Raw genomic sequence first — 22,222 nt, forward strand, 5'->3', positions numbered from 1 at the left:
TCACATCTCCAAGGAGGGCAGGATGTCGGTTGAAATCGAGGCATTGAGCGCGCCTGAAGCGATGAGGTCGCTGGCGGCCTTGAGGTCGTTTGCCATGTAGCGGTCTTCTTCGAGCGATGGCACGACGGTGCGGATCGCTGAGATGGCAAGGGTCAGTTCCGGGCTGGTCGCCAGCGGCGCGCGCAGCTCGACACCCTGGGCGGCGGTCAGCGCTTCGATGCCGATGATGCCGAAGAGATTGTCAGTCATGCCAAGCAGGCGGCGCGCACCGTGGCAGGCCATGGACACATGGTCTTCCTGGTTGGCGGAGGTCGGCGTCGAATCGACCGAAGCCGGATGCGACATCTGCTTGTTTTCCGACATCAGCGCCGCCGAGGTCACCTCGGCGATCATCAGGCCGGAATTCAGGCCCGGCTTCTTGGCGAGAAACGCCGGCAGGCCGTAGCTGAGCGCGGGGTCGACGAGCAGCGCGATACGGCGCTGCGCGATCGCGCCGATTTCGCAGACGGCAAGAGCGATCTGGTCGGCGGCGAAGGCGACCGGCTCGGCATGGAAATTACCGCCGGAGACGACGGAATTATCAGACAGCACAAGCGGATTGTCGGTGACTGCATTGGCTTCGATTTCGAGCGTGCGTCCCACAGAGCGCAGGAGATCGAGGCAGGCGCCGTCGACCTGCGGCTGGCAGCGGATGCAATAGGGATCCTGCACGCGCTCGTCGCCCTCGATATGGCTCTCGCGGATCACCGAGCCGGCCAGCAACCCGCGAAGGGCGGCGGCGGTATCGATCTGGCCCTTGTGGCCACGCAGCGTATGGATATCGGGGTGGAACGGTGCGGAGGAGCCCATGGCCGCATCCGTCGACATGGCGCCGGTGATGAGGGCCGCCTGGGCGGCGCGATGGGCACGGAAGAGACCGGCAAGCGCCAACGCGGTCGAAACCTGCGTGCCGTTGATCAGCGCCAGCCCTTCCTTGGCGGCGAGCACGACCGGCTTCAAGCCTGCCTTTTCGAGTGCCGCAGCACCGGAAAGACGCTCCCCGGCATAAAAGGCTTCGCCATGGCCCATCATCACGGCGGTCATATGCGCGAGCGGAGCAAGATCGCCCGATGCACCGACCGAACCCTTTTCCGGAATGACGGGCACGACACCCTTGTCGAGCATGGCCTCGATCAGCCGTACCAACTCCAGCCGCACGCCCGAGGCGCCGCGCCCGAGCGAAACCAGCTTCAGCGACATGATGAGACGGACGACATTGTCAGGCAGCGGCTGACCGACGCCGCAGCAATGGGAGAGGATGAGATTGCGCTGAAGCGTGGCGACATCGGCGCTGTCGATCTTGATCGATGCCAGTTTGCCGAAGCCGGTGTTGATGCCATAGACAGGCGCATTGCCGGCGGCAATCTCGGCGATCCGGGCGGCGGCCTTGGCGATGCCCGCATCGAAGGAGGCATCGAGCTTAGCCGGCTCACCGGTCCAATAGATCGTCGCCAGTTGCTGCAGCGAAACGGAGCCGGGATGGAGAACGACAGTCATCGGTTGAACCTTTTTCCCTTGAAAACATGAGCATGGAGCGGATTGAAGCCGATGCGATAGACCAGCTCCGCAAGGCTTTCGACGTCCCATATAGCAAAATCGGCCGACTTGCCGGCTTCGAGCGTCCCCGTCTCGGACAGCAGGCCAAGGGCACGCGCGCCTTCGCGGGTGGCGCCAGCGATGCATTCCTCGACCGTCAGGCGGAAAAGTGTGGCAGCCATGTTCATGGTCAGAAGCAGCGACGTCAGGGGCGACGTACCTGGATTCGAGTCAGTGGCGATAGCGATCGAAACGCCCGCCTCGCGCAGAGCCTTGACCGGCGGCTTCTGCTTCTCGTTGATGGCATAGAAGGCGCCCGGCAGGAGCACGGCAACCGTTCCCGCCGCAGCCATGGCCTTGACGCCATCCTCGTCGAGATATTCGACATGATCGGCGGAAAGTGCGCCATAGGAGGCCGCGAGCTTGGCGCCGCCGAGATTGGAAAGCTGTTCCGCATGCAGCTTCACCGGAATGCCGAGCGACCGGGCAAGATCGAAGACCCGGGCGATTTCCGCCGTCGAGAAGGCAATCCCTTCGCAGAAGCCGTCGACGGCATCGACGAGACCCTCTGCATGCGCCTGCCTCAATCCGGGCAGCACGACATCGTCGATATAGTCGCCGTTACGGCCTTTGTACTCCGCCGGCGTCGCATGCGCGCCGAGATAGGAAGTGACGACCCGGACCGGGCGAACTTCTTCGAGCCGGCGAGCGGCCCGCAGCATCTTCAATTCGGATGGGATATTGAGGCCGTAGCCGGACTTCACCTCGATCGTGGTGACACCTTCGGCCAGCAGCGTATCGAGCCGCGGCAGCGCGACGGCAACAAGCTCATCCACCGACAGCGCACGCGTAGCGTTGACGGAGGAGACGATGCCACCGCCGGCGCGGGCGATTTCCTCGTAGCTAGCACCCTCCAGCCGCATCTCGAATTCGCGGGCGCGATTGCCGCCATAGACGATATGCGTGTGGCAATCTACCAGACCGGGCGTGACCCAGCGACCCTCGAGATCGATAGCCTCAGCGTTGGAGACATCGGGCAGATCGGCTTCGCTGCCGGCAAAAACGATGCGGCCATCCTTCGTCAGGATCGCACCCTTCTCGACCGTACCAAGCCGGGCCGAGCCCTCTTTCAAGGTCGCCAAACGGGCATTGCGCCAGACGCGGATTGCGCCGTCGCTTGCCGTGCTATCTTCGGAAAAATTGTTCCCACGCATCAGCTTTACGCCTTTCATCGTTGGCTCATAATGTATATACATATTAAAAAGGCTGACAAGAGGGATTTTGGACTCCAAGTCCGAAAGGAAAGGGTGAGACCATGACGACACTTCACGCACGCTCGGCATTGCTTGGCGACGGATGGCACGAAAATGTGCGGCTAACCCTCGAAGGCGGCCGCATTGCCGATATCGCCGTTGATGTCGCGCCCGAAGGCGCTGATGGCAGGCAGGATATTCTGGTGCCGGCGGTGCCGAATCTGCACAGCCACGCCTTCCAGCGCGCCATGGCCGGCCTCGCCGAAGTCCGCGGCCCGGCAAATGACAGCTTCTGGAGCTGGCGCACCGTCATGTATAAATTCGCGCTGTCGATGACCCCCGATCATGTCGAGGCCGTTGCCGCGCAGCTCTATATGGAGATGCTCGAAGCGGGCTTCTCCCGCGTCGGCGAATTCCATTACCTGCACCATGACAAGGACGGCAGCCCCTATGCCAATATCGCCGAACTGGCGGAGCGCATCGGCGCGGCCAGCGCCGAAACCGGCATTGCCCTGACGCTGCTGCCAGTCTTCTACGCCCATTCCGGCTTCGGCGGCGCGGCCCCCATCGACGGCCAGCGCCGCTTCATCAATTCGCTCGAAAGCTTCGAGGCGCTGATGGCCGGCTGCCGCTCGGTAACAAGCCGCCTGCCCGGCGCCGAACTTGGGATCGCACCGCACAGCCTGAGAGCCGTGACGCCGGAAGAACTTGTAAAGCTCGTGCCGATGGCCGGTGACGGGCCAATCCATATCCACGTCGCCGAACAAGTGAAGGAAGTCGAGGATTGCGTTGCCTGGTCCGGCGCGCGGCCGGTGGAATGGCTGCTCGACAATGCTCCGGTCAATGACCGTTGGTGCCTGATCCACGCCACCCATATGACCGAGGATGAAACCCGGCGGATGGCGAAGAGCGGCGCGATCGCCGGCCTCTGCCCCATCACCGAGGCCAATCTCGGCGATGGTGCTTTTGCCGCCCCTCTCTTCCTGGAGGAAGGCGGCCGTTATGGCATCGGCTCGGATTCCAACATCCTGATCTCCGTTCCGGAAGAACTGCGGCAACTGGAATATTCGCAGCGACTGGCACTGCGCGCCCGCAACGTCATCGCCTCAACAGGCGGCTCGACGGCGCGGATGTTGTTCGATGGCGCGCTGGCAGGCGGCGGCGCAGCCCTGAAAGCGCCGGCTGGGCTTGCCGTCGGCAACTACGCCGACATGGTTTCCCTCGATGCCAGCGCCGTGCCGTATCTGTCCGGCGACCGCGTTCTCGATCACTGGACATTTGCCGGTGGTGTCACGGTCGACTGCGTCTGGGTTTTGGGCCGCAAGCAGGTCGAAGGCGGTCGCCACATCAAGAGAGAGACGATCTCTGCACGGTTCCGGCAGGCAATGGCCGAGCTGATCGGTTGAGAAACCACTTTTCCTCCCGCCGATTGGCCCTTAAATAATTCACGGGAATTCCCATGTCTTACACGGAGATGGCAGGCGGCATGACCACGGGTAAAGAGGCGACCCTGCATCAGCGTATCCTGAGCGATATCGAGGGCCAGATCGTCTCGGGCGCCTGGCCGCCGGGTCATCGCATCCCCTTCGAGCTGGCCTTGGCGGAGCAATATGACTGCTCGCGCATGACCGTGAACAAGGCGCTGACCCAGCTTGCCCGTGCCGGCCTGATCGAGCGGAGAAAGCGCTCGGGCAGTTTCGTCACCCATCCGCTGGCGCAATCGGCCGTGCTGGAAATCCACGACATCAAATCGGAAGTCCAATCGCTCAACCTGCCCTATTCGCACAAACTCGTGAAACGCACCGAGCGGCGCGACCGGTCGGAGGACGCGCGGCGGCTGCAGTTTGCAGGCTCCGTCCCGGTGCTCGAAATCAGCTGCATTCACTATGCCGGCCCGCGACCCTTCTGTCTGGAAGATCGTGTCATCAACCTGGATGCCGTGCCGGAGGCGGCCAAAGCCGACTTCGCGACCTTGCCACCGGGGCCCTGGTTGCTGAACCAGGTGCCATGGAGCACCGCCGAACACCAAATCCGTGCCATATCGGCCGAGGGCGAGGCCGCCGCGAGCCTTGACGTTCCCAAGGGGACCGCCTGTCTTGTCGTCGAACGGCGCACATGGAGTTCCGCCGGCCCGATAACCCATGTCCGCCTCACCTATCCCGGCGATCGTCACAGCCTGGTGGCGCGCTTTACCCCGTCGAGCTGACCGACACCGCCCGCTATGGCCGCTGCTGCGTAGGCTCGGTCTGCATGGGTATGAGGCTGTCGGATTGGCGCAGCGGCTGAGCGGGATCGACCAGCAGGATGCTGAGCGCAATCAACACCAGTGCCAGAATCAGAATGATACCGATCAGAAGTGGACGAATCGCGGTCATATCGGTTCTCCAACCTCCCCAGCCCAGCGCAACGGCGCGACAGGGATTTCGAGACAACCACCCCAGTCTAACGTCAAACGTTAAGCAAAGTTTGATGTTTCCGCACTTATTCCGGTTTTTCCAATCAATTCTCGGGCGGAACATAGCCCTCATCTCACGCTTGTTTGAATGGCGAACGGCAGAGCCGGCGCATAGGATCGTTGTGTCGATGGCCCCGCCCGCCAATCCCCGCAGGGAAATCCCACTGGCCGGCTCAGCATCGCATCAAACACGACCGGCTCACCGCTCGGCCGATATCTCAAGGAGACACTGCCATGCATCGCAAACGCCTGATCACGGGTGCGCTGACGCTCACCGTCGCAATGTTCGCCGCGCTGCAAAGCGTTGATGCCGCCGAACGCGTCAGGGTACGCGGCACCGTCGAAAGCCTCGATGGCGACACGCTCAAGGTCAAATCCCGTGACGGCAATGACGTGACGGTTGCGCTGAAATCCGGCTGGAACGTCAGCGGCGTCGTCCAGGCAGCCGTCGATGACATCAAGCCGGGCGATTTCGTCGGCATCGCTTCGCAGCCGACTGACAGCGGCATCAACGGCGCCATAGAAGTCGTCATCTTCCCGGCAGCATTGAAGGGAACGGGAGAGGGCGATCGCCCCTGGGATTCAAAGCCGAACAGCTCCATGACCAATGCGACGGTCGCCAATGCCGTGACCTCGGTGAATGGCCCGACATTGACGCTCACCTACAAGGGCGGACAGCGCAAGATCAACATTCCCAAGGGCACGCCCGTCGTGACGCTGGCAACCGCCACGAAAGCGGATCTGAAGCCCGGTGCCGGTGTTTTCATCACCGGAGAGCAAACTGACGCTACGACCGTATCAGCCGACCGCGTCGCCGTCGGCCTCAACGGCACCGTGCCGCCGATGTGATCGCCAGGAGAACCGGCACACTGCGCGACTGCCTTGAACTCGGCCTCCAAAAGTAGGACCTCTGCTTCAGAGATCATTACCGAGGCGCGCATGAGCACGACTGTAAAAGCAAAGGGACAGGTCACGATTCCCAAGGCCGTTCGCGACATGCTGGGAATCGGACCTGGCAGCCAGGTCGATTTTCGCCGGACGGCCGACGGCAACATCGTCGTCGTGCCGGTGGATGCCGGCAAGCAAGTCAGCCGGTTTGCCAAGTTTCGCGGGCATGCCGGAAAGGGCATGAGCACCGACGAGATCATGGCATTGACGCGCGGCGACGGCTGACGTGATCCTTGTCGATTCCAACGTCCTCCTGGATATCATCACGAATGATCCGGTGTGGTTAGATTGGTCGTTGGCACAGCTTGATGGCGCAAGCCTTCTCGGCCCTCTTTGCGTCAACGATGTCGTCTATGCCGAGATCTCGGTTCGCTACGATAGAATAGAAGATCTCGACGCCATGCTCGCGGAAACCGGCATCGAGATCATGCCCATCCCGCGGGCAGCGCTCTTCCTCGCAGCCAAGGTTTTCACCCAATACCGCAAATCGGGCGGGACACGCGGCGGTGTCCCGCCCGATTTTTTCATTGGTGCTCATGCGGCCGTTAGCGGCCTGTCCCTGCTGACCCGCGACACGAAGCGCTTCCAGACTTACTTCAAGTCGGTCACGCTCATCAGTCCACCGACCTAAGGGCGGAGCAGGAAGCCCTACTCCGCCGCCTGCGCATGCGGACGATGATCGATCGCCTCGTCCTCGTCGTCTTCCGGTTTCGGCTGTTTCCAGGCGATCAGGCGGTAGAACATCGGGATAAAGAAGGTGGCGATGAAGGTTGCCGCCAGCATGCCGCCGATGACGCCGGTGCCGATTGCATGACGGCTGGCCGAACCGGCGCCGGTGCTGATGGCGAGCGGGACGACGCCGAGGATGAAGGCAAGCGATGTCATCACGATCGGGCGGAAGCGCAGCCGCGCCGCCTCGAGTGCCGCGTCAGCCGCACTCATCCCTTCCTTGCGTTTCAGCACGGCGAACTCGACGATCAGGATGGCGTTCTTTGCCGCGAGGCCGATCAGCGTCACCATGCCGATCTGGAAGTAGACGTCGTTGGTGAGCCCCCGCAGATAGGTGGCGAGCAGCGCACCGAACAGCGCGAAGGGGATCGCGGTGATGACGGCGAGCGGCAGGCTCCATTTTTCATACTGCGCGGCAAGAATGAGGAACACCATGATGACGCCGAAGATCATCGCCTGCGTGCCCGCGCCACTGGTCTCCAGCTCCTGATAGGCAGAGCCCGTCCAGGCGATCTGGAAGCCATCAGGCAAGGTCTCGGCCGCCACCTGCTGCATGGCCTTGATCGCATCGCCTGATGTATAGCCGGGCGCCGGATTGCCGGTGATCTTGGCGGCGTTGAAGGCATTGTAGCGTTCGAGTTGGTCCGGCCCGATGACGCGCGACACCTTGATGAGCGCATCGAGCGGGATCATCTTGCCGCTGTCGGAGCGCACGAAGACCTGGCGCAGATCGTCAGGCGATTCGCGGAAGGGCGCCTCCGACTGCAGATTGACCTGATAGTTGCGGCCGTAGAGCGTGAAATCGTTCACGTAGAGGCTGCCGAAGGTCGCCTGCATGGCATCGAAGACCGAGTTGATCGGCACGCCGAGCGCCTTGGCCTTCTCACGGTCGAGATCGGCGCGGAACTGCGGGACGTTGGTGTCGAGTGTGGTGCGCACCGCCGCAAGCTCCGGCCGCTTGGAGGCGGCCGCGACAAGCTTCTGCGCTTGCTCCGAAAGCCCCGCGACGCCCTTGCCGCTGCGGTCCTGTACATAGACCTCGAAGCCGCCTGTCGTCGACAGGCCCTGGATCGGCGGCGGGTTGAAGGCAAGCACCATGGCGTCCTTGATGCCCATGTTGGCGCCGATCATCGGGCCTGCGAGATTGCGGGCGTCGAGTTCGGGCGTCTTGCGCTCGCTCCAGTCCTTCAGCGTCACGAAGGCAACGCCGGCGCTGCTCTTCAGGCCGCCCGACAGCAGGTCGAAGCCGGAGACCGCAAAGACGTTCTCGACGCCGGGAAGCTTCTCGGTGTTGGCAAGCGCCTCATCCATGACGGCCTGGGTGCGCGTCAGCGAAGCCGCCGGTGGCAGGATGGCGATCTGGAACAGCGAGCCCTGGTCCTCGTCCGGCACCAGCGATCCCGGCAGCGTATAGAAGAGATAGCCGGTCACGCCGAGCAGGCCGGCAACCAGCACGCAGCCGACGATGACGCGCTTCAGAAAGAAGGCGACGCCGGCCGCATAGCCCTGCGTCAGCCGCTCGAAAGCCCGGTTGAAGATACGGAAGGGCAGTACCGGCTCGTGATGGCCGGGCTTCAGGATCAGCGCGCAGAGTGCCGGCGTCAGCGTCAGCGCCACGATACCGGACAGGGTGACCGAGATCGCGATAGTGACCGCGAACTGCTTGTACATCTGGCCCGCCAGCCCGCCCATGAAGGAGACCGGGATGAACACGGCGCAGAGCACCAGCACGATGGCGATGACCGGGCCCGTGACTTCGCCCATCGCCTTGATGGCGGCCTTCTTCGGCGACAGCTTCTCCGTCGACATCAGGCGCTCGACATTTTCGAGCACGACGATGGCATCGTCGACCACGATGCCGATCGCCAGCACCAATCCGAACAAGGTCAGAAGGTTGATCGAGAAGCCGAGCAGATACATGCCGGCAAAGGTGCCGATGATCGAGATCGGCACGGCGATCACCGGGATCAGGGTTGCCCGCCAGTTCTGCAGGAAGACGAAGACGACGACAATGACGAGGAGGATCGCCTCGATGAAGGTGTGCACCACCTCCTCGATCGATACCTGGATGAACTTCGTCGTGTCGTAGGGAATCTGATAGGCGACCCCATGCGGGAACGACTTTTGCAGCTCGTCGAGACGGCCCTTGAGTGCCGCCATCGTATTCAAAGCATTGGCGCCCGGCTGCAGATAAACGGCGATCGGAACTGCCGGCGTGCCGTTGAGGCTGCTTTGGATGGAATAGCTCTTGGTGCCGAGTTCGATGCGCGCCACGTCCTTCAGCCTCAGCGTCGCGGCATTGGCCGTCGAACGCAGGATGATTTCGCCGAAGCCGTCGACATCGGGCAAGCGCCCCTGTGTCGTCACGGTATAGGTGAAAGCCTGCGGATTGTTGCTGGGCTGGTCGCCGAAGCGACCGGCGGCAAATTGCGAATTCTGCTCCTGGATGGCGGTCGCGACATCGCTCGGCGTCAGATTATATTGCGCCAGCTTGTCCGGCCGCAGCCAGATGCGCATCGAATAATCGACATCGCCGAGCAGGTTGACGTCGCCGACGCCGGGAATGCGTTTGAGATCGTCGATGACGTTCAGAAGCGCGTAGTTGCCGACATAGGTGCGGTCGTAGCGGCTGTCGGTGGAATACATCGCCACGAAGCCGAGGATGGAGGTCGAACGCTTGGTGACGACGACGCCGAGGCGTGTGACGTCCTGTGGCAGGGTCGAGACCGCACGCTGCACGCGGTTGTTGACGTTGATCGCAGCCTGATCCGGATCGGTGCCGAGCGCGAAGGTCACTGTGATCTGCATCGCGCCGCTGTTGGAGTTCGTCGACTGCATGTAGAGCATGTTTTCGACGCCGTTGATCTGCTGCTCCAGTGGAGCTGCAACGGTCTGGGCCACCGTCTCGGCGCTGGCGCCGGGATAGGTCGCGGTGACCACCACCTGCGGCGGCGTCAGCTCGGGATATTGCGCGATCGGCAGAATACGTATGCAGACGGCGCCCGCAAGCAGAATGACGATCGAGATCACCGCCGCGAAAACGGGGCGATCGATGAAGAATCTGTTGCCCAACATCAGTTCTGCGCCACCTTTTTCGCGTCCTTGGGCGTTGCATCCGCCGTCGCCTGCACAGCTGCGCCCGGGCGCACCTTGATGATGCCTTCGGTAATCAGCTTGTCACCGGCCTTGAGGCCCGAAAGCACCAGCCAGCTGTTGCCGACCTTCTGGCCGAGCGTTACCGGATTGACGTGCGCCTTGCCGTCCTGGTCGATCGTGTAGACGAATTGGCCCTGCGGGCTCTGCATCAATGCCACTTCCGGGATCGTGATGGCATTGTCGAGCGACACGCCCGTTACCCGCGCGCGCACGAACTGGCCCGGCAGCAGCCGGCGATCGGGATTGTCGACCACGGCGCGGGCCTGCAGCGTGCCGGTCGACACGTCGATCGTGGAGGAGGTGAAATCGACGACGCCGTCATGATCGTAGCTCGTGCCGTCGCCGAAAGAGATTTTGACGCCGAGATTGGGCGCTTCGCCCTTGGCCTTTTTCATGTCGACGAGCCGGCGCACTTCGGCAGCCTCGGAATCCGAGAAGGAGAAATTGACATAGACCGGATCGAGCTGGGTGATGTTGGTGAGCAGGCCGGTATCGCCCGTGGTGCCGATCAGGCTTCCTTCGGAGACCTGTTCCAGGCTGGTGATGCCGCCGATCGGTGCGGTCACCTTGGTATAGTCGAGGTTGAGCTGCGCCGTCTGAACCTGTGCCCGCGCGGCCGCGACCGCCGCTTCCGCCAGCTCCCGCGCCGAAATGGCGTCGTCACGGGCCTTTTGTGTGGCTGCATTCTGGTCGAATAGGTTGATGTTGCGCTTTTCTTCGCGCTGAGCCTGAGTGAGCTGCGCCTGCGCCTGCTGAAGCTGCGCCTGAGACTGGGCGAGCGCTGCCTGGTAGGTCGCCGGATCGATCAGGAACAGCACATCGCCGGCCTTGACCTCGGCACCTTCGACAAAGTTTCTTTTCAACAGGATACCGCCCACGCGCGCCCGCACATCGACTTGCCTAAAGGCGGAGATGCGCGCAGCATATTCGTAGGAGAGCGATACGGTCTGGGGCTTGACCTCGATTGCCGTCACCTGCGGCGGCGGCATCTGTCCGGCCTGCTGCGCGAGGGAGGGAAATGCGCCGAAAATGAATAGTCCGGCTGCGGCGAGACTGCTGCGCAGGAGGAGAGAAATATGCATCGTCATGGAAAATCACCGCGATCTCAGACATTTTTGTTGCGCCGCAATATACAAACATCCATGAATGATTGTAAACATCAAATCGACGTGACTTTTTGCTCGATATCGTGTGCCGCGCATTGGCGCTTAGATATTAGCGTATGAAATCAAATACATGGAATGAGGCGAATGACCCCCTTTCGCCTCAAGGAAGCTTCGAGGAGGAGCATGCGCAGAACCAAGGAAGATGCCGCCAAGACCAGAGAGGAAGTCCTGACCGCCGCCGCCGCGGTTTTCTATGAAAACGGCGTAAGCGGCTCCAGCCTCGAGAAGATCGCCCAGCGTGCCGGCGTAACACGCGGCGCGATCTACTGGCATTTCAAGGACAAGGCCGAGGTTTTGACGGCGCTGCATAGCGAAATCCGCCTGCCGCAGGAGGCGATCGTCGATCATGCGCTGGAACATGGCCACGACGATCCTCTGGGCCTGATCGAGCAGGCATCGATCGAGGTCGTGCATATCCTGGCGAATGACGAGCATCAGCAGCGCGTCTTTGCCATTATGATCCTCGGCTGCGAATTCACCGAGGATCCCTCCGAGACTGCCCAGCGCATCATCACCGCCAACGCCGAAATGTACGAAAAGCTGCAGAAGCTGATCGACATGGCCGACCAGCAAGGCAAGCTCGCCAGCGGCTGGACCGTCGACACCGCCGCCCGCGCCTTCCAATGCTCGATGAACGGTCTTTTTGCCGAATGGCTGCGATCGGGCAAGTCGTTTCCGGTGGTCGATGTCGGCGAGAAGCTGGTGCGCAGCCTGATCGGCTCGATGCGGCGCAGCCAAGACCGGTAATTATTCGCGGGCGTGCCGCATGGCTTCGGCAAGCGAGATGTCCGACTTGATCTCCCGGGTCGACATCGATGTCACGGTGTGCCGCACGCCGGGCAGCCTGTTGAGCTCCTGCCGCAGCAGCCAGTCGAGCGCCGCCATGTCGGTGGCCAGAATATGCAGGAGATAATCGGCCTCGCCGGTGGTCGCATGACAGCGCCAGATCAGCGGATGGCGTCGCACGGCGGCTTCGAAGACATCGAAACGCTCGACATCGATCGAGACCTGCACGAAAGCCTCCAGGCCGAAACCCAGCCGGGCCGGATCGAGCGCCGTCCTGTACCCCCTGATCACGCCCGCCTCCTCCAGCGCCTTCACCCGCTTCCAGCACGGCGTCTTGCTGAGGCCGACCAGCTCGGCGAGAGCGGCAAACGAGATCCGGGCATCCGCCTCCAGCGCGGCAATGATCTTGTGATCCAGTGCGTCCAATTTCATCGTTCTTTCCATATCGCTGAAAATGATCGATCGTACTCCTGTTTTCCAATTTTGGGTGACAAATTGGAACAATGTTCAAGCTGAAATTTCGTATCCTTCGATAGGAGCAAACATGCTTGGCGGCCGCGGGCCGGATGAAAAGGGAACGAAGATGCAAAAGGAAGAATACTACGCCCGTATCGAAGCGCCCGACATGCGCGACTACGGCGTCTACCTGCAATGCGACAAGCTGCTTGCCTGTCAAAAGCCGTTGAGCGGCATGGTCAACGGCGATGAATTGCAGTTTCAGATCGTTCACCAGGTGGAAGAGCTCTGGATGAAGCTCATCGCCTACACGCTGGTCGACGTCATCGGCTTCATGGAGGAGCGCAACACGCACCGCGTCGTAACCCTCATGGGCCGCGTGCATCGGCTCATGCGCATGATGACGACCCAGCTCGACCTCCTGGAAACCATGTCGCCAAAGGAATACCAGGAAATCCGCCTGCAGCTCGGCAATGGCAGCGGCCAGGAATCGCCCGGCTTCAAGTTCCTGCTGCGCATGCCGCCAGATCTCTGGCACGCCTTCAAGGCGCACTATCTCGATGCCGCCGGACTGACGATCGAGGATATCTACGACGGCAAATACGATCACGGCGACAGCTACGTGGTCGCAGAAGCCTTGGTGGAATTCGACGAACTGTTCCAGAAATTCCGCGCCAACCACATCTATCTCATCCAGCGCTCCATCGGGCTCGGCTCCAAATCCCTGAAAGGCCGGCCGGTTGACCTGTTGCAGGCCGGCGCCCGTCACCGCTTCTTTCCCGATCTCTGGGATATCCGCGCTGAGATGACAGATCGCTGGGGCAGCCAATATGGTGTGGTCCGGGATTCCATTTCCAAGCACGACGCCGCCGAATAGGCGACAGTTGAAAGCAACCTTCCGCCGCGCGGCATCACGCGATGGAAGGTTTTCACTGCCCGCGCACAACCGCGACAGTGGGGTTGGCGCGATATGTGTCCCTCCTCACAAGGCGCGTCGTTAGCGCCTATAGTCGACGACCATCTTTCCGACGGCGGACCCTCCTTCCACGAGGGTGGAACCCTCTCCTCCCCACAATAACAGCGACGTCAACTCCGGCGGCAACGGCATAGGCAAGGTGCTTTGCTGCCCGATAAAATGCCAAAACCATGAAATATAGCCTATTGCATAATGTTGATATCCAGCATATTTGTTTAGTCACTTCAAAATTCGATCCTCCCGGAGTCCGCATGACGCAAATTCAGGAAGCCGCCGCGCAAGACCGCGCATGGAAATTCGCGAGCGCCGACGAGGACGACCGCCCAAGCCTTCCCGAAGTCAATTCCACCATCAAGGTTCCCCATACCGGCACCTGGGTTCGGCGCCTGATCGCCTTCCTCGGACCGGGCTATATGATCTCCGTCGGTTACATGGACCCCGGCAACTGGGCGACGGACATCGCGGGCGGCTCGCAATTCGGCTACACGTTGCTTGCCGTCATCATGCTGTCCAACCTGATGGCGATCCTGCTGCAGGCACTGTCGGCCAGGCTCGGCATCGTTACCGGCCGTGATCTCGCCCAGGCCTGTCGCGATCACTATCCGCGGCCCGTCAACCTGGCTCTATGGTTTGCCTGCGAACTGGCCATCATCGCCTGCGACCTCGCCGAAGTCATCGGCACCGCGATCGCTCTGCAGCTGCTCTTCGGAATTCCGCTGATCGGCGGCGCATTGATCACCGCGCTCGACGCCTTCCTGCTGCTGCTTCTTATGAACAAGGGCTTCCGATATCTCGAAGCCTTCGTCATCGCGCTGCTGGTCGTCATCGCCACCTGTTTTGCCGTGCAGATCGTCGCTGCCGCGCCTCCGGTCGCAGGCATCCTCCACGGCTTCATCCCTTCGCCCGAGATCGTCACCAATCCCGCGATGCTCTACATCGCCATGGGCATCATCGGCGCGACCGTCATGCCGCATAATCTCTACCTGCATTCCTCGATCGTGCAGACCCGCGCCTATAAGCGCAATGACGAAGGCCGCCGCGACGCCATCAAATGGGCAACCCTCGACAGCACCATCGCCCTGATGCTGGCGCTCTTCGTCAACGCCGCGATCCTGATCGTCGCTGCCGCCGCTTTCCACACCAGCGGCCATGCCGACGTTGCCGAGATCGGTCAGGCATACGAACTGCTGTCGCCGCTGCTCGGCCTCGGCATCGCCTCCACGTTGTTTGCCGTCGCGCTGCTCGCCTCAGGGCTCAATTCGACCGTTACGGCGACGCTCGCGGGCCAGATCGTGATGGAAGGCTTCCTCCGCCTGCGGATTCCGCATTGGGCAAGGCGACTTTTGACCCGCGGCCTCGCAATTATTCCGGTTGTGTTCGTGACCGCTATTTATGGTGAAAAAGGTACTGCCAATCTGCTCGTGCTGAGCCAGGTCGTCCTGTCCATGCAGCTGCCCTTTGCTGTCATTCCGCTGGTCCAATTCGTCACGAATCGCGAGAAAATGGGCAAATTCGTCGTCTCGAGAAGTATTGCCATTCTCTCCTGGCTGGTCGCGGCAATCATTCTGGTGCTGAACTTCAAGCTTCTCTACGACACCATCTTCGGTTGACGAATCATCCGGAACGCGCGAATCTGGACCTGTGGACGATCACGGCAATTAACAGAGTCGTAATATTTGCCTAGATTTCGCCATGATTTGCCCTAGTTTGGGCCCACCGCAGTCTGCAGGGTTCCTCACTTCATGGTCGAAAGTCCATTGCGCGTCCAATTTCCTGCAGAAGCTGCGATGCAGGCGCGGCCGCATCATGAATTTCACATTCCGTTTCTGCCTCGCTCCCCACATCTTCGCCATCTGATCGCGATCAGCCTGGCGGGCACCGCTTCCTTCGGCCTTCTCGCAAGCGTGCTCTATCCATTGCTGGCGCATCATACCATCGAACAGGCCGTGCCGATGCGCACCGCCCAACTTGCGCGCCCGCAGCCGGCGCTGCGCAAGAGCACCCGCATCGCCGCTGCAAAACCGCGTTTCGATGGTGCCCGTTTCGCGCAGGTGGCAGAGAAAACCTCGAGCGGCGAAACCCGCATTTTCACCTATCACCGCACGACGCTGGTTTTCAAATCGGCGGAATCCGCAAACTCAGACGGCAATCTCGGTGCCATCAACGCCTCTTATGGCGGCGAACGTGCCGAGGAGGTGGTGTTCTCGCCGCCGTCGCTGTCGGATATCCGCCATGGTATCTATCCGCAGACGACGCATTATGATGCTGTTCGGCGCTCGCGCTTCCCCGTTCGCGGCGTTCCGCTGAATGTCAGCGTTTCGAGGGCAACCACGGGCGAGTCTGGCCGCGAGTTCCACAAGCTCGTCTCCATGCCGAAGGACAAGCAGGATCTGCAGGACATCCTGGCATCCGCGGGCCTCAGCAGCGACGCCGGCGATGAGCTGCAACGTGCGCTTGAGACCGACACGGTTTCCCCCGGCGACAGCCTGGAACTGCTGCTGGAGAAGAAGGGACCGAACGCACGCCCGAAGCTGATCATGGCCCGCCTCAGCGGCGACAAGACGCCCGAGCGCGTCGTCGCGCGCGACGATGCGGACAGCTTTGTGCCGATGGCCAATGACCAGCTGTTTTCCACGCTCTATAGCGAAAGCCAGGCCGAATTGCCTGCCTCGACGGAGGTAGCTGCCGTCGACCTCAAGGACGTTGACGGGAACGACGAGACGACAATCAGCGCCAAGCTCGAGAAGGCAGGCCTGACCAGAGAATGCGCCTCGCAGCTCGTCAAGCTTGCCAAGGCCAAGGGCATTTCGCTGACGAGCGTCGAAGATGCGCCCGACAGCGTCGATCTGCTCTTCCGCAAGGCGGAGGAAGGCAAGAACGAGTTGATGTTCATCGAGTTCCATGCCGACGGCGACACGCACCGCTTCTATCTGCACAAGAATAGCGGCGAAGAGCCCTCGGAATTCTACGATGAAGGCGGCCATTCGATCGCCAAGTCGCTTGTGCACCGTCCCGTGCCGAACGGCACGCTTGGCGACGGTTTCGCCTGGCGCATCCATCCCATTCTCGGCGTGAAGAAATTCCATAACGGCGTCGATTTCCGCGCACCGATGGGCAGCCCGATCCAGGCCGCCGGCGATGGTGTCGTCGAAAAGATCTCCTGGGAAACAGGCTACGGCAAATATGTGCGCATCCGCCACGACGGCGGCTATGAGACCACCTATGCCCATATTTCCGCAACACCGTCGGACTTGCGCGTCGGCCAGCGCGTCACCCAGGGCCAGACCATCGCCTATGTCGGCTCGACCGGCTACTCCACCGGCCCGCATCTCTACTATGAACTGCGCGTCAACGGCCGCTATGAGAATCCGCTGACGGCACAATTGCCCGCAGGCACGAATCTCACGGGCAAGTCGCTCGACAGCCTGCGCTCCCAGGTCAACCACGTCGAAAACATCATGAGCTATCTCGACGTGCCGCCGGCGCGCGACGATCCGCCACCGCCCTTCCCGGGCTTTGAGCCGGGACCTGGGCCTGCCGGCCCCGGACCGAAGCACTTCGGCGCACCTTAAGCCTCCGTCGCGCGCGCTCGGCTGATTGCGGACGCAGTTGCGCAGATTTACGACCGAGCACTGACAATCGGCGTTGCGCTTCCTATATCCCTTTCCGAACGCAAATCGTCAGGCCCTCCGCCGTTGCCGCGGCTTTGTACCTGACCCCTCACCCTAGCCCTCTCCCCGCACTGCGGGGAGAGGGCTAGGCACAAAGCGCCACATCGGCGGACACACCCGACCATCGCTCACCCCAGGAGCCACGTGATGTCGCAAAAGCCAGTCAAAACACCCGGTCCCGATCATCCCATCACGATCGAAGAGAAGCATGCCCATGTCACCGTTTCCGTCGCCGGCAAGGTGATCGCCGACACCCACGAAGCGCTGTCCCTCAAGGAGGCATCCTATCCGGCTGTGCTCTATATCCCGCGCAAGGATGTCGACCTGTCGTTGCTGGAAAGAACAAGCCACGAAACCTACTGCCCCTACAAGGGCGACTGCTCCTATTACAGCATCCCCGCCGGCGGCGAGCGTTCTGTGAACGCGATCTGGACCTACGAGAACCCTTATCCCTCGGTCAGCCAGATCAAGGACTACATGGCTTTCTATCCTGATCGCGTCGACGTGATCGACATCATCAGCTAAAGCGCCAGACCGCTCGACGCATCGAAGACGTAGACCAGGTCCGGGCTGACGGAAACATTCAGCGGCTGGCCATAGCGCACCGGAGCCTCGCCATCGACGACGGCCGTCACCTGCTCGCCGGCGAGGTCGAACAGCACATGCGTCTGGGCGCCGGTCGGCTCGACCAGCAGCGTCTGGCCGCTGAGCGGCGAACCGCCGCTCGCAAGGCTCAGATGCTCGGGCCGCAGGCCGATCTTCACGCTCTGGCCCGGCTTCACCTTGCGCTCGCCGGCGATGCGCACCGACGTGCTATCCTTCAGCCGCACGGCCGGGGCGCCATCGACACCATCGACCACACCATCGAGGAAATTCATCGCCGGCGAGCCGATGAAGCCGGCGACGAAGAGATTGGCCGGCTTGCGGTAAAGCTCGATCGGCGTGCCCTGCTGCTCGATCTTGCCCTGGTTCAGGACAACGATGCGGTCGGCAAGCGTCATCGCCTCGATCTGGTCGTGGGTCACGTAGATCGACGTCGTCTGCACCTTCTGATGCAGCGCCTTGATTTCCGAGCGCATCTGCACCCGCAATTTGGCATCGAGGTTGGACAGCGGCTCGTCGAACAGGAAGACGGCCGGATTGCGCACGATGGCGCGGCCCATGGCGACGCGCTGGCGTTGGCCGCCGGACAGCTGCGCCGGCTTGCGGTCGAGCAGCTTGGTGAGATCGAGCATGCGCGCCGCTTCGTTGACGCGCTGCTCGATCACCGGCTTCGGCTCACCCGAGAGCTTCAGGTTGAAGCCCATGTTCTCGGCGACGGTCATGTGCGGATAGAGCGCATAGGACTGGAAGACCATGGCGATGTTGCGCTCGCGCGGCGTCATGCCATTGACCACCTGCCCGCCGATCGACACATCGCCGTCGGTGATTTCCTCAAGCCCGGCGATCATGCGCAAAAGGGTCGATTTCCCGCAGCCTGAGGGGCCGACGAGGGCGATGAACTCGCCGTCATCGATCGCCAGCGAGATATCGTGGATGACCGTGAGCGCCCCGTAGGCCTTGTGGATGTTGTGCAGTTCGACGGATGCCATGCTTTTTGCTCCGATAGGGCTCAGGATTTCACCGCGCCGGCGGTGAGACCGGCGATGATATGCTTCTGCGCCAGGAAGAAGACGATGATGGTGGGCAGGATGGTCAGCGTGATGAAGGCGAGCACCAATTCCCATTCGGTACCGAATTCGCCGCTATAGACCATCATGCCGAGCGGCCAGGGATAGATCGAATCCGAGTTCAGCATGATCAGCGGCAGGATGTAGCTATTCCAGCTGCCCACAAAAGAGATGATGCTGACGGTTGCGATGATCGGCCGCGAGAGCGGCAACGAGATATGCCAGAAGAAGCGGATATAGCCGCAGCCATCAACGAAGGCGGCCTGGAACAATTCTTCCGGAAGGTTGCGAAAGTAATTGCGGAAAAGCAGGATACTCATGCCGAGGCCGAAAGCCACCTGCGGCAGCACGACGCCCCAATAGGTATTGAGCAGGCCGAGATCGCGGATGCGGATGAACAGCGGCAGGATGGCGGTCGCGGCCGGGAACATCAGGCCGATCAGGAAATAGTTCAGCAGGAAGTTCGAGCCGAAGAATTTTACATGCGCGAAGGCGAAGGCTGCCATCGCCGAGACCGATACCGTCAGGAACACGGTCAACACGGCGATGATCAAAGAGTTCATCATTTGCCGCCAGTAGCGGTCGCCGAACAGGATGCCGGCATAATTCTCGAAATGCCACTCGGCCGGCAGGCCGAAGGGATTGGTGCGAAGATCGCCGAGCGACTTGAAGCCGCCGAGCGCGGTCGTCAGCAGCGGGATCAGCACGATGGCGGCGATGATGGTGAGCGACACGTAGAGATAGATCTTCGTGCCGGTGCTCAGTCGAACGGATGTGGCCATATCAGTCATTGCGCATAAATATCCGTTTGTAGCCGAAGGCGAGGGTGACGCAGATCACGAACAGCACGACGCCGACAGCGCTGCCGAGGCCGACCTGCATGCGGGTGACGCCGAAATTGTAGAGGAAGGTCACCATCGTCTGCGTCGAGTTGAACGGTCCGCCGCCGGTGAGCGGCATGATCATGTCGAAGAGCTGCAATGATCCCACCACGGCGAAGAACACGGAGAGACGCAGCGTCGAGCCGAGCAGTGGCAGGGTGACGTAACGGAACTTCTGCCAGCCGGTGGCGCCGTCGATCTCGGCGGCTTCCAGCACGCTCTTGTCGAGGGATTGCAGGCCGGCGATGAACAGCATCATGTGGAAGCCGAAATATTTCCATACGATCACGCCGAGCACCGCGTACATCGCCAGATCCTTGTCGGCGAGCACGTAAGGCGTGGGCGTGCCGAGGAAATGGGCGATCGCGGCGAAGAGGCCGTAGTCACCGTCATAGACGAAGCGCCAGATCAGGCCGGCAGCGACTTCGGCCAGCACATAGGGCAGGAAGAAGATCAGCCGGAAGAGCACGACGCCGCGGATGCGGTTGGCGAGCATCGTTGCCAGCCAGATCGCGAGCGGCACCTGAATGGCGATCGACACCACGATGATCAGCGCATTGTTCTTGAGCGATGTCAGGAACGCGCCGTTCTTGAACAGCACCTGGAAATTGCGCAGGCCGACGAATTCAGTGGGCGGACCGTAGCCGTCCCAGCGATAGAGGCTGTACCAGGCCGCTTCCCCCATCGGCAGGATGACGAAGATGGTGAAAAGCAGAAGCGCTGGCGGCAGGAACAGTAGGATGACCGGCATGCGGCCGCGTGCGGCGGGCGACTTTCGCTTCGCTGCGGGCTTCGCCCGTGCGACGGAGGGCATGGCGGTCGTGGCGCTGACATCGGTCATAGATAATCCTGACCCCTGAAGTTCCAGGGAAGCACACGTCGTCTTTGGAATGGCGAGCCGGTATTAGGAGCCGGCTCACCCGATCAATTGTCACGCCAAAATTCAGATGAATTCCACAAATTGGCGCTAGGGCACGTTTCACCTTCTCCCCGCCGGGGAGAAGGACGCCCGAAGGGCAGGTTGAGGGGGCGTTGCACCGTAAGGGCCGCAAAGAATATGCCGCACCCCCTCATCCGTCTCTCACCGCTTCACTTCGCTCAGCGTCTCGATCCACCTTCTCCCCGTTGGGGCGAAGATCTAAGATATCAAAGCTGATCCTGCTCGAAGGCTTCCTGAACCTGCTGCGCGCCATCCTTCGGAGTGACCTGGCCCGAGACGATGCCGACAGCCACGTCGTTGACCACGCGACCGACGGACGGGCCGAGATCCTGGTCGAAGAAGTTCTGGTGCCAGGTCGAATGCGCCAGCTGGTCGGCAGCCTCATGCATCAGCGGACCCTTGACGCCGTCTTCAGCGCCGACAGCTACCGGGATGATCATGCCGGCCTGCGCCATGGTGCGCTCATTCTCCGCATTGGTCAGATAAGCGAGGAAATCGAGCGCTTCGGGCGGAGCTTTCTTGGTGACGGCCCAACCGTTCAGGCCACCGAGCGTATCGGTCCCAAGGCCAGCGCCACCGGTGACGGCCGGAAAGGCAAAGCGGCCGACATTGTCGTTCGCCAGGCCCTTGCCATCGCCGGCATTGGTGCGCTGGTTGGCGACGGTATTCTCGAACCCGAGGATCATGGCGGCCTTGCCGTCGCCGAAGACGCCGAGCGCCTGCGGCCAGGTGGTGCCGAGATAGCCAGGCTGGAAGGGTTCGAGCTTGCCGAGTTCGGCGAGCTGCTCGCCGGCCTTGATGATGGCGGGATCGTTGAAGCCGTTGCCCTTGCCGTTCTTGGCATCGCTGAAGACCTGCTGGCCGCCGTCGCGCATCACCAGATAGCTCCAGTAGAAATGAATCGGCCACTTCTCGCCGCCGCCGCCGGCGATCGGCGCGATGCCGGCCGCCTTGATCTTCTTGACCGCGGCCAGATAGTCATCCCAGGTCTTGATAGCGCTTGCGTCGACGCCAGCCTTGGCGAAGAGCGCCTTGTTGTAGAAGAAGGAAACGGTGCCCATTTTGTACGGCACGGCGCTGATCTTGCTGTCGAAGGTCAGGCCTTTGACGGCGGCCTGATTATAGCTCTTCGACCACGCACCGTCCTTGGCGTTCATGGCCGCAGTGAGGTCCTGCAATGTTCCGGTCTGCTGTTGCTGCTTCAGCACGCCGCCGCCCCAGCTGAAGAAGAAATCGGGAGCGTCCTTCGATTGCAATAGTGTCGGCAGTTTCGCCTTGAAGGCCTCGTTGGCCAGGAACTGCATCTCGATCTTCGTACCGGGATGCTTGGCCTCATACTGATCGGCGATCTTGCGCCAGACGGCAACATAAGTCGGATCGGTTTCCAGATGAAGCCATTTGACGACGGTGTCGGCGGCAGCGCTCGACACGCCGGCCAGAATCGCCAATCCGGTCGTTGCGGCAATAGCGGCGATGCGAAGGGCCTTGGCCCCACGTAGATGGATCATGATTTTCTCCTCCCAAGGGAACCAAGAGCCTCAATATTTTTTCCCTTATGCG

General features: G+C 61.6%; 20 protein-coding genes. 10 read left to right on the plus strand and 10 right to left on the minus strand.

Annotated elements, in window-relative coordinates; translation table 11 throughout:
* Both hutH and hutI read right to left on the minus strand, forming a co-directional pair.
* The gene (gene hutH, locus AB8B29_RS15850) at positions 1-1,536 is read right to left on the minus strand and encodes a histidine ammonia-lyase (RefSeq protein ID WP_037196011.1); all 1,536 of its coding nucleotides are present in this window, start codon (positions 1,534-1,536) and stop codon (positions 1-3) included.
* Positions 1,533-2,789, minus strand: coding sequence for an imidazolonepropionase (hutI, locus tag AB8B29_RS15855; protein WP_113118916.1), 1,257 nt, complete (start codon positions 2,787-2,789; stop codon positions 1,533-1,535). Before hutI ends, hutH begins: the two co-directional genes overlap by 4 nt.
* Before the next feature lie 101 nt (positions 2,790-2,890).
* Between hutI and AB8B29_RS15860 the strand changes: the two genes are divergently transcribed.
* A complete protein-coding gene (locus AB8B29_RS15860) occupies positions 2,891-4,234 on the plus strand; it encodes a formimidoylglutamate deiminase (RefSeq protein WP_047637720.1) in 1,344 nt (447 codons plus the stop codon).
* Between the two features lie 80 nt (positions 4,235-4,314).
* Complete coding sequence (gene hutC, locus AB8B29_RS15865) at positions 4,315-5,034, plus strand: histidine utilization repressor (protein WP_047637932.1); 720 nt, start codon at positions 4,315-4,317, stop codon at positions 5,032-5,034.
* Positions 5,035-5,047: 13 nt separating this feature from the next.
* On the opposite strand, the gene AB8B29_RS15870 is transcribed toward hutC, so the two are convergent.
* The gene (locus AB8B29_RS15870; RefSeq protein ID WP_167669529.1) at positions 5,048-5,203 is read right to left on the minus strand and encodes a hypothetical protein; all 156 of its coding nucleotides are present in this window, start codon (positions 5,201-5,203) and stop codon (positions 5,048-5,050) included.
* Between the two features lie 314 nt (positions 5,204-5,517).
* On the opposite strand from AB8B29_RS15870, the gene AB8B29_RS15875 reads away from it, so the two are divergent.
* The 3 genes from AB8B29_RS15875 (at position 5,518) to AB8B29_RS15885 (ending at position 6,862) form a co-directional block, all read left to right on the plus strand.
* The gene (locus AB8B29_RS15875) at positions 5,518-6,132 is read left to right on the plus strand and encodes a hypothetical protein (RefSeq protein WP_047553853.1); all 615 of its coding nucleotides are present in this window, start codon (positions 5,518-5,520) and stop codon (positions 6,130-6,132) included.
* Positions 6,133-6,222: 90 nt separating this feature from the next.
* Positions 6,223-6,456, plus strand: a complete 234-nt coding sequence (locus AB8B29_RS15880; RefSeq protein ID WP_112442027.1) for an AbrB/MazE/SpoVT family DNA-binding domain-containing protein — start codon at positions 6,223-6,225, stop codon at positions 6,454-6,456.
* 1 nt (position 6,457) lies between these two features.
* Positions 6,458-6,862: a type II toxin-antitoxin system VapC family toxin gene (locus AB8B29_RS15885; RefSeq protein ID WP_112442029.1), complete on the plus strand. Its 405-nt coding sequence runs from the start codon at positions 6,458-6,460 to the stop codon at positions 6,860-6,862.
* A 17-nt stretch (positions 6,863-6,879) separates the two neighbouring features.
* Here the strand turns inward: AB8B29_RS15885 and AB8B29_RS15890 are convergent, their stop codons facing one another.
* Together AB8B29_RS15890 and AB8B29_RS15895 are read right to left on the minus strand one after the other, a co-directional pair.
* Complete coding sequence (locus AB8B29_RS15890; protein ID WP_112442031.1) at positions 6,880-10,035, minus strand: multidrug efflux RND transporter permease subunit; 3,156 nt, start codon at positions 10,033-10,035, stop codon at positions 6,880-6,882.
* The gene (locus AB8B29_RS15895; protein WP_173412156.1) at positions 10,035-11,198 is read right to left on the minus strand and encodes an efflux RND transporter periplasmic adaptor subunit; all 1,164 of its coding nucleotides are present in this window, start codon (positions 11,196-11,198) and stop codon (positions 10,035-10,037) included. Before AB8B29_RS15895 ends, AB8B29_RS15890 begins: the two co-directional genes overlap by 1 nt.
* A gap of 207 nt (positions 11,199-11,405) precedes the next feature.
* Here AB8B29_RS15895 and AB8B29_RS15900 point away from each other — a divergent pair, with 207 nt between their 5' ends.
* Positions 11,406-12,029, plus strand: coding sequence for a TetR family transcriptional regulator (locus AB8B29_RS15900; protein WP_047637713.1), 624 nt, complete (start codon positions 11,406-11,408; stop codon positions 12,027-12,029).
* Here AB8B29_RS15900 and AB8B29_RS15905 read toward each other — a convergent pair whose 3' ends face one another.
* Positions 12,030-12,500, minus strand: coding sequence for an Lrp/AsnC family transcriptional regulator (locus tag AB8B29_RS15905; protein ID WP_037196181.1), 471 nt, complete (start codon positions 12,498-12,500; stop codon positions 12,030-12,032).
* 151 nt (positions 12,501-12,651) lie between these two features.
* Here AB8B29_RS15905 and AB8B29_RS15910 point away from each other — a divergent pair, with 151 nt between their 5' ends.
* The 4 genes from AB8B29_RS15910 to AB8B29_RS15925 all read left to right on the plus strand — a co-directional run bounded on the left by AB8B29_RS15910 (position 12,652) and on the right by AB8B29_RS15925 (position 17,696).
* Positions 12,652-13,401 (plus strand): tryptophan 2,3-dioxygenase family protein, encoded by a 750-nt coding sequence (locus tag AB8B29_RS15910; RefSeq protein WP_037196178.1) that lies wholly within the window; start codon positions 12,652-12,654, stop codon positions 13,399-13,401.
* Between the two features lie 350 nt (positions 13,402-13,751).
* Entirely contained in the window at positions 13,752-15,110 is a 1,359-nt protein-coding gene (locus AB8B29_RS15915) for an Nramp family divalent metal transporter (protein WP_112442033.1), read from the plus strand.
* 132 nt (positions 15,111-15,242) lie between these two features.
* Positions 15,243-17,072 (plus strand): M23 family metallopeptidase, encoded by a 1,830-nt coding sequence (locus tag AB8B29_RS15920; protein ID WP_112442035.1) that lies wholly within the window; start codon positions 15,243-15,245, stop codon positions 17,070-17,072.
* 246 nt (positions 17,073-17,318) lie between these two features.
* The gene (locus tag AB8B29_RS15925) at positions 17,319-17,696 is read left to right on the plus strand and encodes a DUF427 domain-containing protein (protein ID WP_037195990.1); all 378 of its coding nucleotides are present in this window, start codon (positions 17,319-17,321) and stop codon (positions 17,694-17,696) included.
* Here the strand turns inward: AB8B29_RS15925 and AB8B29_RS15930 are convergent.
* From AB8B29_RS15930 to AB8B29_RS15945, 4 genes are all read right to left on the minus strand, one after another.
* The gene (locus AB8B29_RS15930) at positions 17,693-18,763 is read right to left on the minus strand and encodes an ABC transporter ATP-binding protein (protein WP_037195988.1); all 1,071 of its coding nucleotides are present in this window, start codon (positions 18,761-18,763) and stop codon (positions 17,693-17,695) included. The genes AB8B29_RS15925 and AB8B29_RS15930 overlap by 4 nt on opposite strands.
* Positions 18,764-18,783: 20 nt before the next feature.
* Positions 18,784-19,632, minus strand: a complete 849-nt coding sequence (locus AB8B29_RS15935) for a carbohydrate ABC transporter permease (protein ID WP_047637711.1) — start codon at positions 19,630-19,632, stop codon at positions 18,784-18,786.
* Positions 19,625-20,563 (minus strand): carbohydrate ABC transporter permease, encoded by a 939-nt coding sequence (locus AB8B29_RS15940; protein ID WP_047553871.1) that lies wholly within the window; start codon positions 20,561-20,563, stop codon positions 19,625-19,627. Before AB8B29_RS15940 ends, AB8B29_RS15935 begins: the two co-directional genes overlap by 8 nt.
* Positions 20,564-20,868: 305 nt before the next feature.
* Positions 20,869-22,170 carry an ABC transporter substrate-binding protein gene (locus tag AB8B29_RS15945; protein ID WP_037195980.1) on the minus strand — a complete coding sequence of 434 codons (1,302 nt, stop codon included), beginning with the start codon at positions 22,168-22,170 and terminating at the stop codon, positions 20,869-20,871.
* Positions 22,171-22,222: the final 52 nt, after the last annotated feature.

The sequence above is a fragment of the Rhizobium sp. 11_C7_N12_5 genome, from assembly GCF_051811145.1.
GTDB lineage: Bacteria > Pseudomonadota > Alphaproteobacteria > Rhizobiales > Rhizobiaceae > Rhizobium > Rhizobium lusitanum.

What these genes read in the sequence shown, in the direction of transcription:
- AB8B29_RS15905 (WP_037196181.1), bottom strand. Translation starts at nt 12,500, where the DNA reads ATGAAATTGGACGCACTGGATCACAAGATCATTGCCGCGCTGGAGGCG.
- AB8B29_RS15930 (WP_037195988.1), bottom strand. Translation starts at nt 18,763, where the DNA reads ATGGCATCCGTCGAACTGCACAACATCCACAAGGCCTACGGGGCGCTC.
- AB8B29_RS15890 (WP_112442031.1), bottom strand. Translation starts at nt 10,035, where the DNA reads ATGTTGGGCAACAGATTCTTCATCGATCGCCCCGTTTTCGCGGCGGTG.
- AB8B29_RS15880 (WP_112442027.1), top strand. Translation starts at nt 6,223, where the DNA reads ATGAGCACGACTGTAAAAGCAAAGGGACAGGTCACGATTCCCAAGGCC.
- AB8B29_RS15870 (WP_167669529.1), bottom strand. Translation starts at nt 5,203, where the DNA reads ATGACCGCGATTCGTCCACTTCTGATCGGTATCATTCTGATTCTGGCA.
- hutI (WP_113118916.1), bottom strand. Translation starts at nt 2,789, where the DNA reads ATGCGTGGGAACAATTTTTCCGAAGATAGCACGGCAAGCGACGGCGCA.
- hutH (WP_037196011.1), bottom strand. Translation starts at nt 1,536, where the DNA reads ATGACTGTCGTTCTCCATCCCGGCTCCGTTTCGCTGCAGCAACTGGCG.
- AB8B29_RS15945 (WP_037195980.1), bottom strand. Translation starts at nt 22,170, where the DNA reads ATGATCCATCTACGTGGGGCCAAGGCCCTTCGCATCGCCGCTATTGCC.
- AB8B29_RS15925 (WP_037195990.1), top strand. Translation starts at nt 17,319, where the DNA reads ATGTCGCAAAAGCCAGTCAAAACACCCGGTCCCGATCATCCCATCACG.
- AB8B29_RS15935 (WP_047637711.1), bottom strand. Translation starts at nt 19,632, where the DNA reads ATGACTGATATGGCCACATCCGTTCGACTGAGCACCGGCACGAAGATC.
- AB8B29_RS15910 (WP_037196178.1), top strand. Translation starts at nt 12,652, where the DNA reads ATGCAAAAGGAAGAATACTACGCCCGTATCGAAGCGCCCGACATGCGC.
- hutC (WP_047637932.1), top strand. Translation starts at nt 4,315, where the DNA reads ATGACCACGGGTAAAGAGGCGACCCTGCATCAGCGTATCCTGAGCGAT.
- AB8B29_RS15875 (WP_047553853.1), top strand. Translation starts at nt 5,518, where the DNA reads ATGCATCGCAAACGCCTGATCACGGGTGCGCTGACGCTCACCGTCGCA.
- AB8B29_RS15920 (WP_112442035.1), top strand. Translation starts at nt 15,243, where the DNA reads ATGGTCGAAAGTCCATTGCGCGTCCAATTTCCTGCAGAAGCTGCGATG.
- AB8B29_RS15940 (WP_047553871.1), bottom strand. Translation starts at nt 20,563, where the DNA reads ATGACCGATGTCAGCGCCACGACCGCCATGCCCTCCGTCGCACGGGCG.
- AB8B29_RS15895 (WP_173412156.1), bottom strand. Translation starts at nt 11,198, where the DNA reads ATGCATATTTCTCTCCTCCTGCGCAGCAGTCTCGCCGCAGCCGGACTA.
- AB8B29_RS15915 (WP_112442033.1), top strand. Translation starts at nt 13,752, where the DNA reads ATGACGCAAATTCAGGAAGCCGCCGCGCAAGACCGCGCATGGAAATTC.
- AB8B29_RS15900 (WP_047637713.1), top strand. Translation starts at nt 11,406, where the DNA reads ATGCGCAGAACCAAGGAAGATGCCGCCAAGACCAGAGAGGAAGTCCTG.
- AB8B29_RS15860 (WP_047637720.1), top strand. Translation starts at nt 2,891, where the DNA reads ATGACGACACTTCACGCACGCTCGGCATTGCTTGGCGACGGATGGCAC.